Below are 13,188 nucleotides of genomic sequence, written 5' to 3' on the forward strand. Positions count from 1 at the left end.
ATATCTTGTCGCGATAGATCTTCTTGTGACTTATCTGGGTTTCAGATATATGGTCGGCACCACTCAGGTCGGCACCACTCAGGTCGGCATCACTTAAGTCAACCCCACTCAAGTTTCGATGTCTAAATCCCTGAGTAACAATCTCTCGTACTAGATGCCACTTATTATTGAGTTCGTTACTTTCGTCATCCTCTGAGCTTTCACTCAAAATTTGAACATCTGCAACAGGAAAACCGCTTACTTCCTTTAATTCTCCTGATTTGATGAGAGATACAAGCCGATCGATATCCTCTTGAGAACCCTCTACAGTTAATCGGATGCTGCCCTCTTTAATATCAGTGATTTTTATAGTGTCTCCTGCAAATTCTCGTAAAATAAATTCAACGCTACTTGAATCTCCAAAGGAATTTATATCACCTATCAATTTAATTTCAGCTTTAATTATATTAGTTTTTTTATCTATTACAGTCACTTGACGGTAAAATGTTGGTGTTAGCATTTTCTCGCCTCCTTCATTAATATCAGGGTTTATGCAATCAGTTATTCCTGGTATTTGAGATGGTTTTTCTTCTGAGAGTTCCGCTATTCTCATCCAATCTAATTTCAGTTCTTGACATATCTTCTTAAAGGAATTAACCTGAATGGGCTGGCGCTGAAAAAAGTCGGTAACTGTATTGCGTCCTAAAAAGCGAGATTTTGCAAAGTTACTTTTTGAATCAAATCCTAGCCTGATCAGAGCGTTTTCTGCTATCTTTACACCTTCTGAAGATGCGGCGATCATTATTTTCTTCTTTTTTCTGATGCTTAGGTCAGTCATAATGTGGAGAGTGTTTTAAGACGATCGCTTACAAAATCGAAACTAGAGCATAGGACAATCATAGAGCAATCACAAGATAGCCACAAGTGAATCATTGTGTAGTCAGGGTTTCAAGCATTTTGCTTCACACTAGAAGTATAAAGTTTAGGCTCAACGAAACCCATGAATAACCAGCCAATCACCCACTCTGACTCCACAATAGAAATGATTATTGCCAAAGAACGGTTGCGCCAAGCCCACCATAGTTTTAACTTGGCTTTTGTAACGACCGCAGCCTGTGTCCTCATCAGTTTTACGGGAGTTGGGCTTGTACTTCTGGGCAAAGCCTCAGAGGGAACTATCACGGCAACTGGAGGTCTGGCATCGACTGCTTATTGTCTCAAGCTGTCCAAAGATGCCAATGACAGACTTGATAAGGTTGCTGAGGATCTCAACGACGATCTATAGCGGGTGGATCGCAGATAATTAGAGCAATAGCACTGACGCAACAATCATCAGGATCGATCGGGGCAACCACGGCGGGATTGCCCCTACAAAACGCGCTTCTTCAGAGAAAAATACCATCGATCGCACTTTTTTAAATAAGGATATTGCTTATTTTGAGAACGTTGTGCCAACTGCGGAGAATATTGCAGTTCGGATCGGGCAATTGTTGCGATCGCCCGTTCGGGAATTGGGCTCCGAGTTGCACAAGATTAAGCTGATTGAAAGTCCGAATAATAGCTGTGAAATTTACGGCGCTGATTTAGAGGAAGTGGCGGCCCAACGTCAGCAGCCGGAAGCGATTTTAGCTAAGGTTTAGAGTTAAAAATCGGTTCAGTTGGGGCGGGTTCAGCCGGATATTTGGCTAATTGTGCAGATTGGTGAACCCCGCCCTACCAGCCTAATAATGATTCCGAGAGTTATTCAACCGGATTAGGCGCGAGAATATATTTTTTCAAAAAAGTTCCACACTCAGAATTATTGGCACTTTTCCTGACAAGTCAGGCTGCGCGCGTATTTTGGAGATAGTAAGTCAGCATTCCTCCTGTCAGCTATTCTAACTGCTGAGAGTATGAGGTCGATCGCCCGATCGCTGAAAACCAAGCACCAATTTCTCCTAAATGAGTTGACGTTTATGCGCGTCTCAAATGTAGCTCTCCTGACTCTGGCTGCCCTCGCATCCCACAATTTAACTGCTAATACTAGCGCCAATCCTGCTGCACCTCCCATCTCTCCTCAGACACCGCAGGCTAGCAACTTTGTTGATGCCGTAAATCATACTGAATCGGGTGCCGCTGAGTCAATTAGCGAGCCTGAGACGATCGCCCACGAACAATTTTCCGCAAATACTACCGCATCCCGTTGGGCTGAGTCAATCAGCGCGCCTGAGACGATCGCCCACGAACAATTTTCCCCGCGAATTGCTGTAAAATCCCAGACTGGTTTGCTGGTAGCCTCGGCTCAACCCGATTTATCTGCTGCTGCAAAAACCAAGGCGAATACTTCTGCTGCATCCGGCGATGAACTAACAAAATCTTTACAAGAAACCTGGCTGGCTAAATTAATCGAAATCGGTGTTGAAAGCAATCCTCAAGTTCGCGAGGTTTTCGCTTTTATCTCCCCGTCTACTGGCAGTGCTGAATCTGGATACGGTTTTAATAATACTATAACTCTGCTCAATATTTTACTAATTCTTGGTACTGTCTTTCCACCAGTGACAATTGCCTTTTTTTGGCTGATGCGACGGCTGATAATCAAACAGTTAGTTGCTGATGCCAATAAACGATTGCAGGGCATTGGTGTATTGGAATCAGAACTCATAAATTCTAGCCAACTAACTCAAAAATTGAGGAATGAATTAGAAGCGCAAATGAGTGCAGCTAAACAATCCATTGATTTTTTAACTAGAGAAACTGAACTTTCCAAATCTTCCGTCGAGCAAATTGAGACTCTCAAATCTCAATTTATCATGCACTTGCAAGTTTTGTTGACAGAAGTTGACGAGAAAAAATCTCAAATTGTTCAAGAAATTTCCCAAGTTCCCGCAGTTGTTGCCAAAGAAGCTCTCAAACTCGCACCTCAACCGCCCATAAACAATTCCCAAAATTCGCAAACTGCACCTGCTAGTGACGAAAATTTGATTGCTGACGATTATATCAAGCAAGCCGAAGGGCTTTATTTTCAAGGCAATTATGATGAGGCATTAGTCGGCTTGGAAAAAGCTATTTTAGCTAATAAGAATTTGGATGAGGGTTGGTATTGGCGCGGAAATGTGTTAATAAGATTGCAGCGCCAGGAAGAAGCTCTCGCCTGTTACGACCAAGCAATATTAATTAAAGCCGATCACTACGAAGCATGGTATAATAAAGCGACTTTGCTGGCAAAATTGCAGAAGTACGAAGAGGCGATCGTCTGTTACGAGCGAGCAAGTTCGAGCGAATCCCGAAAATACGCTTGTTGGCACAGTATAGCGGCTTTGTTGGCTAAATTGCAGCATTACGAAGAAGCGATCGCCAGTTACGATCGCGCCCTCGCTATCAAAGCAACCGACAGCGAAATTTGGCACAACCGAGGGGCAATGCTGGGCAAAATAGAGCAGCACGCAGCAGCAGTCGATTCTTACGATCGCGCTCTTGAACTCAATCCCAAGAGATACGAAACTTGGTACAATCGAGGCAATATGCTGTGGAGACTGCTCCGCTACAGCGATGCTATTGATTCTTACGATCGAGCTCTGGGAATCCGACCAGACAAATACGAAGTTTGGTACAATAGAGCCGCTGTGCTCGGAAAAATGCAGCGATATCAAGAATCGATCGAATGCTACGACAAAGCAATAGCAATTAAAGCGCAGGATTTTGAAGTGTGGCACAACCGAGGCGCAGCTTTCGACAAACTGTCGCAGCACGAAGCAGCAATTGCCTCTTACGAATCAGCAATTACTCTTAATTCGGAGTGTTACGAAGCTTGGTTTTGTAAAGGCGAATCATTGGCAAAATTGCAGCGCAATGAAGAAGCGATCGCAGCTTATGAGAAAGCGATTGCTATTAAGCCAGACTCCTACGATGCTTGGCACCACTTCGGCACAGCTTTGTCAGCATTAAAACGCTATAAGGCAGCAATGGCAGCTTACGATCGAGCTATTGCCATCAAGCCCGAAAATGCGGAAGCTTGGCGCGATCGAGGCGCAATTGTATCAGAATTAAAACAGGATACAGACAAAATTGACTCCGGGGAAAAAGAGACTGAAGTTAAGCCCAATTCCGGGGAATTGTCTGATATTTCAAATGCCTCTGATAGCAAGGTCGATCGACCTACTTTAACAGCTTCGATGTAAGGATTGATGATTACATAGCACTTTTCAGTAAAATGAGGTACGCCTGGGAATTGGAATGCGATCGGGGCGTACCTCACTTATTTGACAATCGGTATAGTGGCTTAGGGGAAAATCGGGTGAGTGCGATCGGCACGGGTGACTCTGGCGAGACTAAATTGTGGGTAGGAACGCCCTGCGGCTTGAGTTGTTACAGCTATTAGCGAAAAAAATGAGCAATGAGGAGGCTCAGTCAAGTTTAAAGTCTAACCATCTAGGCATTATGCCGAATAATTTGTTTATCATAGAAAAGACGCTTTCGTTATAGATATAACTTCACTCTTGCATGATTGCCCCTAGTGAGTTTCAGCGCTACTTACAAGAAATCTGCCGGCGCTACGAGCATTGGTGGACTGTGGATGCCTTGACCGAAACGATCGCCGATCGACAGGCAACCTTCTCATTTGAGCAGATGGTGCAAACTGATGAGAAAAAACCAGAGGAAGAGAAAAAGGCACAAATCCTATCACTGCCAATATTTCAAGGAATCCAGGATTATGTCGAATCTGAGCATATTTTGCTGGTAGGTTCCCCCGGTGTCGGCAAATCAACCGCGCTTTTGCGTTGTTTGGTCGGTTTTGCAAAGAAAGAGCTTGAGAAACCAAAACCTCGAATTCCTGTGCTGATTCCGTTGAAGCTGATTCCGTTGAAAAGTTATAAAGTCAGTTTTTCTAGCCCTGAAGATCCTTCAGGGATGTTGACTCTGATTAGAAATGCACTTAAGCCACAACTACGACTAACAATTCCAGAAGTTGAAGATCTATTGTTTCAGAAGAAACGGCTGATTCTGCTCTTAGATGGCTTGAACGAGATGCCAGCAGACACAGTTCGTACACAACTGAAAACATTTCGTGAGGAGTGCGATCAAATTAAGATTCCACTCATCTGCACAACACGAGAGCTAGGAAACGGCGATCTAGGTATTAAAAGACGATTGCAAGTACAGCCTCTTGACCCTAGAGAAATTGATCGCTTTTTGCGAGAATGTATGCCCGGTCAAGCGCAACAAGTGTTGCAATTGTTGAGCCGAGACAACCGAGAGTTAAGCCGCACGCCATTTGTTTTGTGGATGCTGTATCAATTGTTTCAGGAGACGGCTACTGTTGTAGATACTTTGGGACAGGCATTCCGTCAATTTTTTCAGACTTTCAAAAAATATAAGGAAGGCGCACCCGTTACAGATGAGCGTCGCAAAGCTTGGAATCCTTGGCTAGAACATCTGGCGTTTACAATGCTGAACTCTCCAGAGCCAACTGATCCTGGCTTAATCATCTCTGATGAGCAAGCAGAAAAATTGCTGGTTGAAAAGTTTGGCGATCTTCATGGTGCTCCATCCCGGATTGAAGAGTTGGTTAAGTATCACGTTTTGGAAAGAGTCTCTGATAGGGAAGTTAGTTTTCAGCATCAACTAATCCAGGAATACTATGCGGCGGAGCGGCTAGCGCCACAGTTGGAAAAGTTGAGTAATGAGGAATTGCAATATTACTACTTGAATTATCTCAAGTGGACGGAACCGCTAGCAATGGCGATGTCGTTTGTGGAGTCTGAGCCTTTAGCAGTGCGGATGGTGAAACTGGCACTGGAGGTAGATTTGTATTTGGGAGCAAGGTTAGCTGGGGAAGCTACCCTATCTCTACAAAAAGCTACTGTAAACATCATTCTTCAAAAAGGTTTCCAGCCATCGCTTAAAATCTGGCTTTTAGAACAAACTCAGTCGCAGAATGCCTTACCCTTCCTGTTTGATATTCATAAAAATGGATGTTCTGATACCCGTTGGCGTGCTACGCGAGCATTAGGTAACTTTAGAAATGTTGAAGTTTTAAAGTATTTGATTGAAGCATTGAACGATCCGGATTATTCTGTTCGTCAGAAAGCAGTGGAGTCATTGGGAAAATTAGGTAATTTAGAAGCCGTCCCCAACCTTTGTCAACTGCTAGATGATGAATATTTTTTAGTGCGCAGTTTGGTTATAGATGTTTTAGGAAAATTAGAAGGAAGAGCCGCGATTGATTGTTTGAAGAGTGCGCTCAAGCATGACGATTATACTGTAAAAACTAAGGCTGCTGAATTTCTAGGACAGCGCGTTCCTCAAGAAGTAATTGCATTACTGAATGAAGAGTTTAATAATGGCAATGCCGATACCAAAAGAGATACTCTACAGCTTCTAGGTGAAACAAAGAATGCCGCAGCTATTCCTATCTTGATCGGTGCTTTATCAGAGAGTGATTGGATCGTTCGCTCACAAGCAGTTTCCCAAATAGGTTCACTAGGAATCTGGCTAGATTCCGATGTGTTAGAGGATGGTGTAACGGCTCTTATCCATATTCTGCAAAGCGATCCACAAAGCTCTGTTCGTTCTAGTGCTGCAATTTATTTAGGAGTGATGGGTCACCTACGAGCAGTACCAGTTCTCATCGAGGCTTTATCTAAAGATGATCCGGTTGTACGTTCTTCTGCTGCTTATGCTTTGGGTCGGCTTCAGGATCGTTCAGCTATTAGCGAACTTATCCGCTCTCTACAAGCTGAGGATTATGTTTGTGAAGCAGCTATTAGATCATTACGCATCCTTAAAGCAGTGGAGGTATTACCTACTCTAAGAAAGCTGTTGCAGTATAAACCTGTTAATGTTCGAGGGGAAATCATATTAAGTCTTGGATTCTTCGGAGATTCTAAAGACATCCCTAGTTTGTACCAAACTTTGAAAGATAAAGAATTTCTTATCCAACTCATATCTGCTTATTCATTAACTAAATTCAATAATCGCAAGGGGATACCTATCTTAGAAGATGCCCTAAAAAATGGAAATAAAGATGCTCGCGAGCGGGCGCTTGATGGAATGAAAAACTTTCATGGAAAAGTTGGTTTGTCCAGTATTGTTTCAACAGCATTCACAGATGATGAATACTCTATCCGAAAGGATGCAGTTGACTTTCTAGAAGCTTTTAAAGAGAGTCAAGAAATAGTCAATGAACTAAAGAAGGCTCTTAATAACCTAAATGAAGATATTTGTAGAAACGCGATGGATGCTGCCAAGACAATAGGTAATGCTGAAATCCTATCTCGTTTGAGACAACTTGCAGAAACAATTACAGTTGTTGAAAGACCTGTGGAGGCGATCGCTGCTATCCAATCTCGTTGCCAATTCTACAACTATGGCATCACCCGGTTGCCACCCCCTCACAGAACTAAAAGCGGAGAGGGGGAATTAGAAGATTTGCTATATAATAATAAGTTAGACCTACTTCTCCAGGAGTTTAAAAAAGTGTCAGAAGCACCCAAGCGCGTCATTACTGCTAACAACTACTATGAAAAAGGCACTCATACTCATAACCACAATTACGCAAACGATGAAACCTTAAAAAAACAAACCATCGAACTTCGCCAATTGGTACATCAACTTCAGCAAACCCACCAACCAACCACCGAAGTCCAAGCTGCTGAAATCATTGATGTCGAATTTCGCGAAATCCAAAATACGAACCCGACTCGATGGCAAACAATCCAAAAACAACTGCAACTTTTAAAGGGCCAACTCCTTAACCCGGAAAGTCACCTTAAAGCCACCAAAGCAACCCTCGCTGAAGTCGCTAAACACTACCTCGAAGAAAGTGTCGTCTCCAAAGCCCTTATCACTTACCTCGACACTATGAGTGCTGACCCTGACTAAGGATAATCAATCCTGCAAATCCCGATCGCAGTCCTTATCGCCATCCTACGATTCCATCAACAATCGCACCCACTGAAAATCACCCTCACTCAGCGCTGGAATAGACTGCACTGAATAATCGATCGCCAAATCTAAAGCAGCCTCCTGATAAACTTCACCCAAAACCTCAGATAAATTCACAACAGGTTCTTCATATCCTGACTGCAAAAAAAGAAAGAATTGGGGAATTGATTCACGCACATTAAACGGGTAGAGTTCAGCTTCAGGACAGAGATTAGCCCGACCAACCAGAATGCGGTAGTGCGATCGAATAACTTCCGCAATTGGCATAAAGTTTCCCGTTCTCAACACTTTGTTTATATGCCACTTCGTTTGGGGTGTTTTTTTGTTGTTTGAAAGTATAGCGGTTAAGATTTAGTAGGGAAATATTACAGGGACAAGTGATAAACTTAGATTCAATGCTGAAAAAGGAGAATAGTTATATGTCTGTTCAGCTTCAAAAACGGTTATTTACAGTAAAAGAATATCATTTGATGACTGAGGCTGGTATTCTCTCCGAGGGCGATCGGGTAGAACTCATAGAAGGAGAGATTGTTAAAATGGCTGCAATTGGTACTCGTCACGCAAGTTCCGTTAAGCGTCTCACCAGGCGCTTCAGCCTGATTCCAGAAGATCGGGCGACTCTGGGTGTCCAAGACCCTATCCAGTTGACTGAGCGCACGGAACCTCAACCGGATCTTGTATTGCTGCAACCTCGCGCTGATTACTACGCCACAGCCCATCCAGTACCGTCTGAAGTTTTGCTGTTAGTTGAAGTTTCAGATAGTACGGTTGATTATGACAGAGATGTGAAAGTATCCATTTACGCTCGATCGCTCATTCAGGAAGTTTGGCTGGTAGATTTAGTTGAAAATTGTTTGGAAGTCTACCGTCAGCCAGGCCCGAACGGTTATAGTTTAATGCTCAAGTTTTGGCGCGGTCAACAAGTTGCGCCGCTGGCCTTTCCCGATTTAGAAGTGAGCGTTGATTTTATATTGGGTTAATAGGATTTTTTTCTATTATTAAATTTTACTAATTTAGGGGGCGATTTGAATCCGCCAAATTTCGCTTCTTCCTTCTTCCTTCTACTATAATAAGTTTAATTCCTCAAATCTGCGCAAGTGTTATGACTATTGCCAAATCATTTGAATTGGAAGTCACCCATCTCCCAGACCACACTGAACTGCCAGAGTCCGATGGTACTTTTGTGAAAAACTTTCAAGAACTTCCTCAAAGTATTATTCTCACTGATTCACTCCGACCAATATTGCAACGACTTCATCCAGACGGACGCTACCGCATCGGTCAAGATTGCGGGATTTATTGGCGTTTAACTGACCCTCTCGAACGCGGTGCCGAAGCGCCCGATTGGTTTTATGTGCCGAATGTTCCCCCACTATTAAATGGTGAGGTGCGACGTTCTTATGTATTGTGGAAGGAATACGTTGCACCGCTGATTGTTTTGGAATTTGTGTCCGGGAACGGTGCAGAAGAGCGAGACAGAACGCGGCCGCCAGAACCCGGTCAAGTCGAAGAACAAAAGGTGGGCAAATTTTGGGTTTACGAACAGGCGATTCGCGTGCCTTACTACGGCATTTATGAAGTGAAAAAAGCCGCTGTAGAAATGTATCATTTAGAAGACAACTGCTATCAGCGCATGAGTGTAAATGAGCGCGGTCGCTATCCGATTCCTCAGCTTGGAGTTGAGTTGGGCATTTGGCAAGGTGAATATGATGAGATGAATTTACCTTGGTTGCGTTGGTGGGATAGTGAAGGGAATTTGCTGTTAATTGGAGAGGAACGTGCCCGAGAAGAACGCCTGCGGGCGGAACGAGAACACCTTCGCGCGGAGGAAGAAAAACAACGCGCCGATCGCCTAGCAGCAAAATTGCGCGAAATGGGGATTAATCCTGATGAGGTGTGATTGTTTTTCGGTTGTTAAATGGGGTGCGATTCCCTTCGGGATAGCTTCGCTTCAAACACTTTTTAAACACCAGAAATATCAGAAGCCCCAAAAGGACGATCGCACTTTCGATCTCCTCAACCCATTGTTTATATTAAGATTTCCTTAATTGCTTTCATCTGGTACAGACATCAGTGCTACTATTAACAGCTTAGCTAGGGGTGCCCGAATATCCGGGCTGAGAAAACACCCTTAGAACCTGAGTCTGGGTAATACCAGCGGAGGGAAGCTGTTTATCAAGGAAATTAAATATGCGTACCGAATGGATCGCTAAGCGTAGCGGGCAGAGCAATGTATCTCAAATGCACTACGCCCGCCAAGGTGTAATTACTGAGGAAATGCACTTTGTTGCTAAGCGAGAGAATCTCCCGCCAGAACTGATCCGCGCTGAAGTAGCGCGGGGACGGATGATTATTCCCGCTAACATCAATCACCCGAATTTGGAACCGATGGCGATCGGCATTGCCTCTAAATGCAAAGTCAATGCTAATATCGGTGCATCTCCCAACTCTTCCAATATGGAAGAAGAAGTTGACAAGCTTAAACTAGCAGTGAAATACGGCGCTGATACCGTGATGGACTTGTCCACCGGCGGCGGGAATTTGGATGAAATTCGCACTACAATTATCAAAGCTTCACCGGTGCCGATCGGTACTGTACCAATTTACCAAGCACTAGAAAGCGTTCACGGTAATATGGAAAGTCTGACCCCCAATGACTTTCTTCACATCATTGACAAACACGCTCAACAAGGTGTTGATTACCAAACTATTCACGCCGGAATTTTGATCGAGCATTTGCCGTTGGTGAAAAATCGGCTGACTGGGATAGTCTCTCGTGGCGGCGGCATTTTGGCGCGCTGGATGCTACATCACCACAAACAAAATCCCCTCTACACTCACTTTAACGACATCATTGAAATATTCAAAAAATACGATGTTTCGTTTAGTTTGGGAGATTCTTTGCGCCCCGGTTGTACTCACGATGCGTCGGATGATGCTCAATTAGCTGAACTCAAAACTTTGGGACAGTTAACTCGCAAAGCTTGGGAACACGACGTGCAGGTAATGGTGGAAGGGCCTGGTCACGTTCCGATGGATCAAATTGAGTTTAATGTCAAAAAACAAATGGAGGAATGTTCCGAAGCACCCTTCTATGTTTTGGGGCCGTTGGTGACAGATATTGCGCCTGGGTACGACCACATTACCTCAGCAATTGGGGCGGCTATGGCTGGTTGGTACGGTACTGCAATGCTGTGTTACGTGACACCGAAGGAACACTTAGGATTGCCGAATGCTGAGGATGTCCGAAACGGGCTGATTGCTTACAAAATCGCGGCTCACGCTGCAGATATTGCACGGGGCCGTCCGGGTGCGCGCGATCGCGATGATGAACTCTCGAAAGCACGTTACAATTTCGATTGGAACCGTCAATTTGAGCTGTCATTAGATCCTGAACGGGCAAAGGAATATCACGACGAAACTTTGCCGGCAGATATCTACAAAACTGCTGAATTCTGTTCGATGTGCGGCCCTAAATTCTGTCCGATGCAGACTAAGGTTGATGCCGATGCTTTGACAGAATTAGAGAAGTTTTTGGCTAAGGAACCTGTAGCCCAAAGCTAATTGGATTAATTCGTAGGGTGGGCATTGCCCACCTTAATTAATCGTAAAGCTGTTGCAATTTTACATTTGTGGTAACTTGTTACTTTTAGGTTCATCCTCAGTTATGTTTAATGAAAATCAGCCAAAAATCGCTGTTAATTCCACGATAGTTGCTTCGTTAGCAGAATATTTTGAGCGAAATTTAGTTGTTATAGATGTTGGCTGTAGGTGGGGATTTGCTGATGTTTGGTCTCTTTTTGGTTCTCATGTCACCTTAATAGGATTTGATCCAGATCCTGTCGAATGTGAGCGATTGAAGAGTAACTATCAAGGCTCTTCTGATGTACATTTTGTGGCTAAGGCATTGGGAAATTCCGAAGGGAAACTGCCACTTTTTCTCACCGCTGAACCAGCTTGTAGTTCTTTATACAAACCTGACTCATCACTGACAAGCTCTATGCCTCATCTAGCTTGTGCAAAATTGGTCGGCGAAACAGAGGTTGATTTAACGACATTGGATACCTGGGCTTCGTCTACTGGTGTCAATCAAGTGGACTTCCTTAAACTTGATACTCAAGGATCGGAATTGGGAGTTTTAGAGGGATCTGAAAATTGCTTACAGTCGATACGCGCTTTACAGATTGAAGTAGAATTTAACCCTATTTATTTGGGTCAGCCTCTTTTCAGCGATATCGACTCTTTTCTGCGTAAGCGAGGCTTCGTTCTGTGGCGGCTAACAAATCTTTGTCACTATAGTAGTTTACCAGAAGCCTCAGCATTCAAACATAAAGACGTACAAATTTTTGACGGGCGCATCGTTCCTATTTCAGCACAGGGAGGGCAACTTTTTTGGGGAGAGGCTTATTATGTCCGAAAAGAAATAGCTTTTTCAGAAGAAACCAGTGATTGGCAAGCTTGTCTTCGTGATGGGGCTATAATTAGCACTTTGGGATTTCGCGATCTTGCCGGAGCTAGGCTGCAACAAGCACTAAACCATGCACCCTCAAATATTGTTCCTGCAATCAACCGAGTATTAACAAAATATTACTCACCATTTGCATAATACAGCTCGTGACGCAATAATTAGTTGGGCGGGCGAATCGCTTTGCCCCTTCTATACAGTTTTAGGTTATGATTGAGAATTATTAAACTGCATTTTTCAAAGGAACTTGCTTTGCAGAGAATAAACAATTATGGATAACTTCTAGAGCAACAGCTTTAACTACATTAATATACTTACACTATTACCCACTTGATGATAAGCTTTATCATCATTAGGATGCAAACTCAAACTATCTGAAAAAACTTGTAACCGTTCTGCTTCGCGGGGAGTAATCCTGCGGACTCGGTTATGAGAGTAAACCCCTAATCTATTAGCATCACTGGCAACAATTGTTACCGAAATCTTATGCGGATTGAGAAATTTATAGACTTCAAAGGAAAAGTTACCGGATACAGGTTTGTACTGATTGTTCTTCTGTTGCAGGTACTTTTTTGTTACCAACGAATCCAGAATTTTATCGAGATTGGGAGCAGAAAAAAAAGTAGCTATTTGCTCTTTAGTTAATAGTTTGCCATCTGGGTCATGTCCAAATTCTTTATTTCACCTTGTCAATATAAAACTCTTCATCAACTCAATTATGTCTAAACTGCTGGAGTTTAGACTAAAAGCGATATGAGAGAACGCAAATCAAATGGAATTAGAGATTAAAAATATTATCTTTTCAGCCTCAAAGCATCCGC

12 protein-coding genes and 1 riboswitch are annotated in these 13,188 nt (G+C 43.4%); of the genes, 9 read left to right on the forward strand and 3 right to left on the reverse strand.

The features are described from left to right. Positions 1 to 817, reverse strand: an 817-nt coding sequence (locus tag E5S67_RS24185; RefSeq protein WP_246276964.1) for a pentapeptide repeat-containing protein, incomplete at its 3' end; no start/stop codon positions are given. Between the two features lie 162 nt (positions 818 to 979). Here E5S67_RS24185 and E5S67_RS24190 point away from each other — a divergent pair. From E5S67_RS24190 to E5S67_RS24210, 5 genes are all read left to right on the forward strand, one after another. After that, entirely contained in the window at positions 980 to 1,264 is a 285-nt protein-coding gene (locus E5S67_RS24190; protein ID WP_172190912.1) for a TRADD-N-associated membrane domain-containing protein, read from the forward strand. Positions 1,265 to 1,379: 115 nt separating this feature from the next. Beyond that, positions 1,380 to 1,619, forward strand: coding sequence for a 6-carboxytetrahydropterin synthase (locus E5S67_RS24195; RefSeq protein WP_422614712.1), 240 nt, complete (start codon positions 1,380 to 1,382; stop codon positions 1,617 to 1,619). A gap of 252 nt (positions 1,620 to 1,871) precedes the next feature. Continuing rightward, complete coding sequence (locus E5S67_RS24200; protein WP_246276965.1) at positions 1,872 to 4,136, forward strand: tetratricopeptide repeat protein; 2,265 nt, start codon at positions 1,872 to 1,874, stop codon at positions 4,134 to 4,136. A gap of 32 nt (positions 4,137 to 4,168) precedes the next feature. Next, positions 4,169 to 4,336: a hypothetical protein gene (locus E5S67_RS24205; RefSeq protein ID WP_172190900.1), complete on the forward strand. Its 168-nt coding sequence runs from the start codon at positions 4,169 to 4,171 to the stop codon at positions 4,334 to 4,336. Between the two features lie 122 nt (positions 4,337 to 4,458). Then, on the forward strand, positions 4,459 to 7,839 hold the full coding sequence (locus E5S67_RS24210; protein ID WP_246276966.1) for a HEAT repeat domain-containing protein: 3,381 nt from the start codon (positions 4,459 to 4,461) through the stop codon (positions 7,837 to 7,839). A gap of 45 nt (positions 7,840 to 7,884) precedes the next feature. Here E5S67_RS24210 and E5S67_RS24215 read toward each other — a convergent pair whose 3' ends face one another. After that, on the reverse strand, positions 7,885 to 8,190 hold the full coding sequence (locus E5S67_RS24215; RefSeq protein WP_339382710.1) for a DUF4058 family protein: 306 nt from the start codon (positions 8,188 to 8,190) through the stop codon (positions 7,885 to 7,887). A gap of 131 nt (positions 8,191 to 8,321) precedes the next feature. Here E5S67_RS24215 and E5S67_RS24220 point away from each other — a divergent pair, with 131 nt between their 5' ends. The 4 genes from E5S67_RS24220 (at position 8,322) to E5S67_RS24235 (ending at position 12,508) form a co-directional block, all read left to right on the forward strand. Beyond that, positions 8,322 to 8,882: a Uma2 family endonuclease gene (locus E5S67_RS24220; RefSeq protein WP_172190914.1), complete on the forward strand. Its 561-nt coding sequence runs from the start codon at positions 8,322 to 8,324 to the stop codon at positions 8,880 to 8,882. 122 nt (positions 8,883 to 9,004) lie between these two features. Then, on the forward strand, positions 9,005 to 9,802 hold the full coding sequence (locus E5S67_RS24225; RefSeq protein ID WP_172190915.1) for a Uma2 family endonuclease: 798 nt from the start codon (positions 9,005 to 9,007) through the stop codon (positions 9,800 to 9,802). 186 nt (positions 9,803 to 9,988) lie between these two features. Continuing rightward, positions 9,989 to 10,085, forward strand: a riboswitch (TPP riboswitch). Positions 10,086 to 10,092: 7 nt separating this feature from the next. After that, on the forward strand, positions 10,093 to 11,466 hold the full coding sequence (gene thiC, locus E5S67_RS24230) for a phosphomethylpyrimidine synthase ThiC (protein ID WP_172190916.1): 1,374 nt from the start codon (positions 10,093 to 10,095) through the stop codon (positions 11,464 to 11,466). Positions 11,467 to 11,518: 52 nt separating this feature from the next. Beyond that, on the forward strand, positions 11,519 to 12,508 hold the full coding sequence (locus tag E5S67_RS24235) for an FkbM family methyltransferase (protein WP_216670685.1): 990 nt from the start codon (positions 11,519 to 11,521) through the stop codon (positions 12,506 to 12,508). 159 nt (positions 12,509 to 12,667) lie between these two features. Here E5S67_RS24235 and E5S67_RS33640 read toward each other — a convergent pair whose 3' ends face one another. Further along, on the reverse strand, positions 12,668 to 12,949 hold the full coding sequence (locus tag E5S67_RS33640) for a DNA cytosine methyltransferase (protein WP_246276967.1): 282 nt from the start codon (positions 12,947 to 12,949) through the stop codon (positions 12,668 to 12,670). Positions 12,950 to 13,188: the final 239 nt, after the last annotated feature.

This window comes from Microcoleus asticus IPMA8, from assembly GCF_013179805.1.
Lineage (GTDB): Bacteria > Cyanobacteriota > Cyanobacteriia > Cyanobacteriales > Microcoleaceae > Microcoleus > Microcoleus asticus.

Bases quoted from the DNA above. Each gene is read 5' to 3' on its own strand.
- E5S67_RS24190 (WP_172190912.1), top strand. From the start codon at position 980: ATGAATAACCAGCCAATCACCCACTCTGACTCCACAATAGAAATGATT.
- E5S67_RS24200 (WP_246276965.1), top strand. From the start codon at position 1,872: ATGAGGTCGATCGCCCGATCGCTGAAAACCAAGCACCAATTTCTCCTA.
- E5S67_RS24205 (WP_172190900.1), top strand. From the start codon at position 4,169: ATGAGGTACGCCTGGGAATTGGAATGCGATCGGGGCGTACCTCACTTA.
- E5S67_RS24210 (WP_246276966.1), top strand. From the start codon at position 4,459: ATGATTGCCCCTAGTGAGTTTCAGCGCTACTTACAAGAAATCTGCCGG.
- E5S67_RS24220 (WP_172190914.1), top strand. From the start codon at position 8,322: ATGTCTGTTCAGCTTCAAAAACGGTTATTTACAGTAAAAGAATATCAT.
- E5S67_RS24225 (WP_172190915.1), top strand. From the start codon at position 9,005: ATGACTATTGCCAAATCATTTGAATTGGAAGTCACCCATCTCCCAGAC.
- thiC (WP_172190916.1), top strand. From the start codon at position 10,093: ATGCGTACCGAATGGATCGCTAAGCGTAGCGGGCAGAGCAATGTATCT.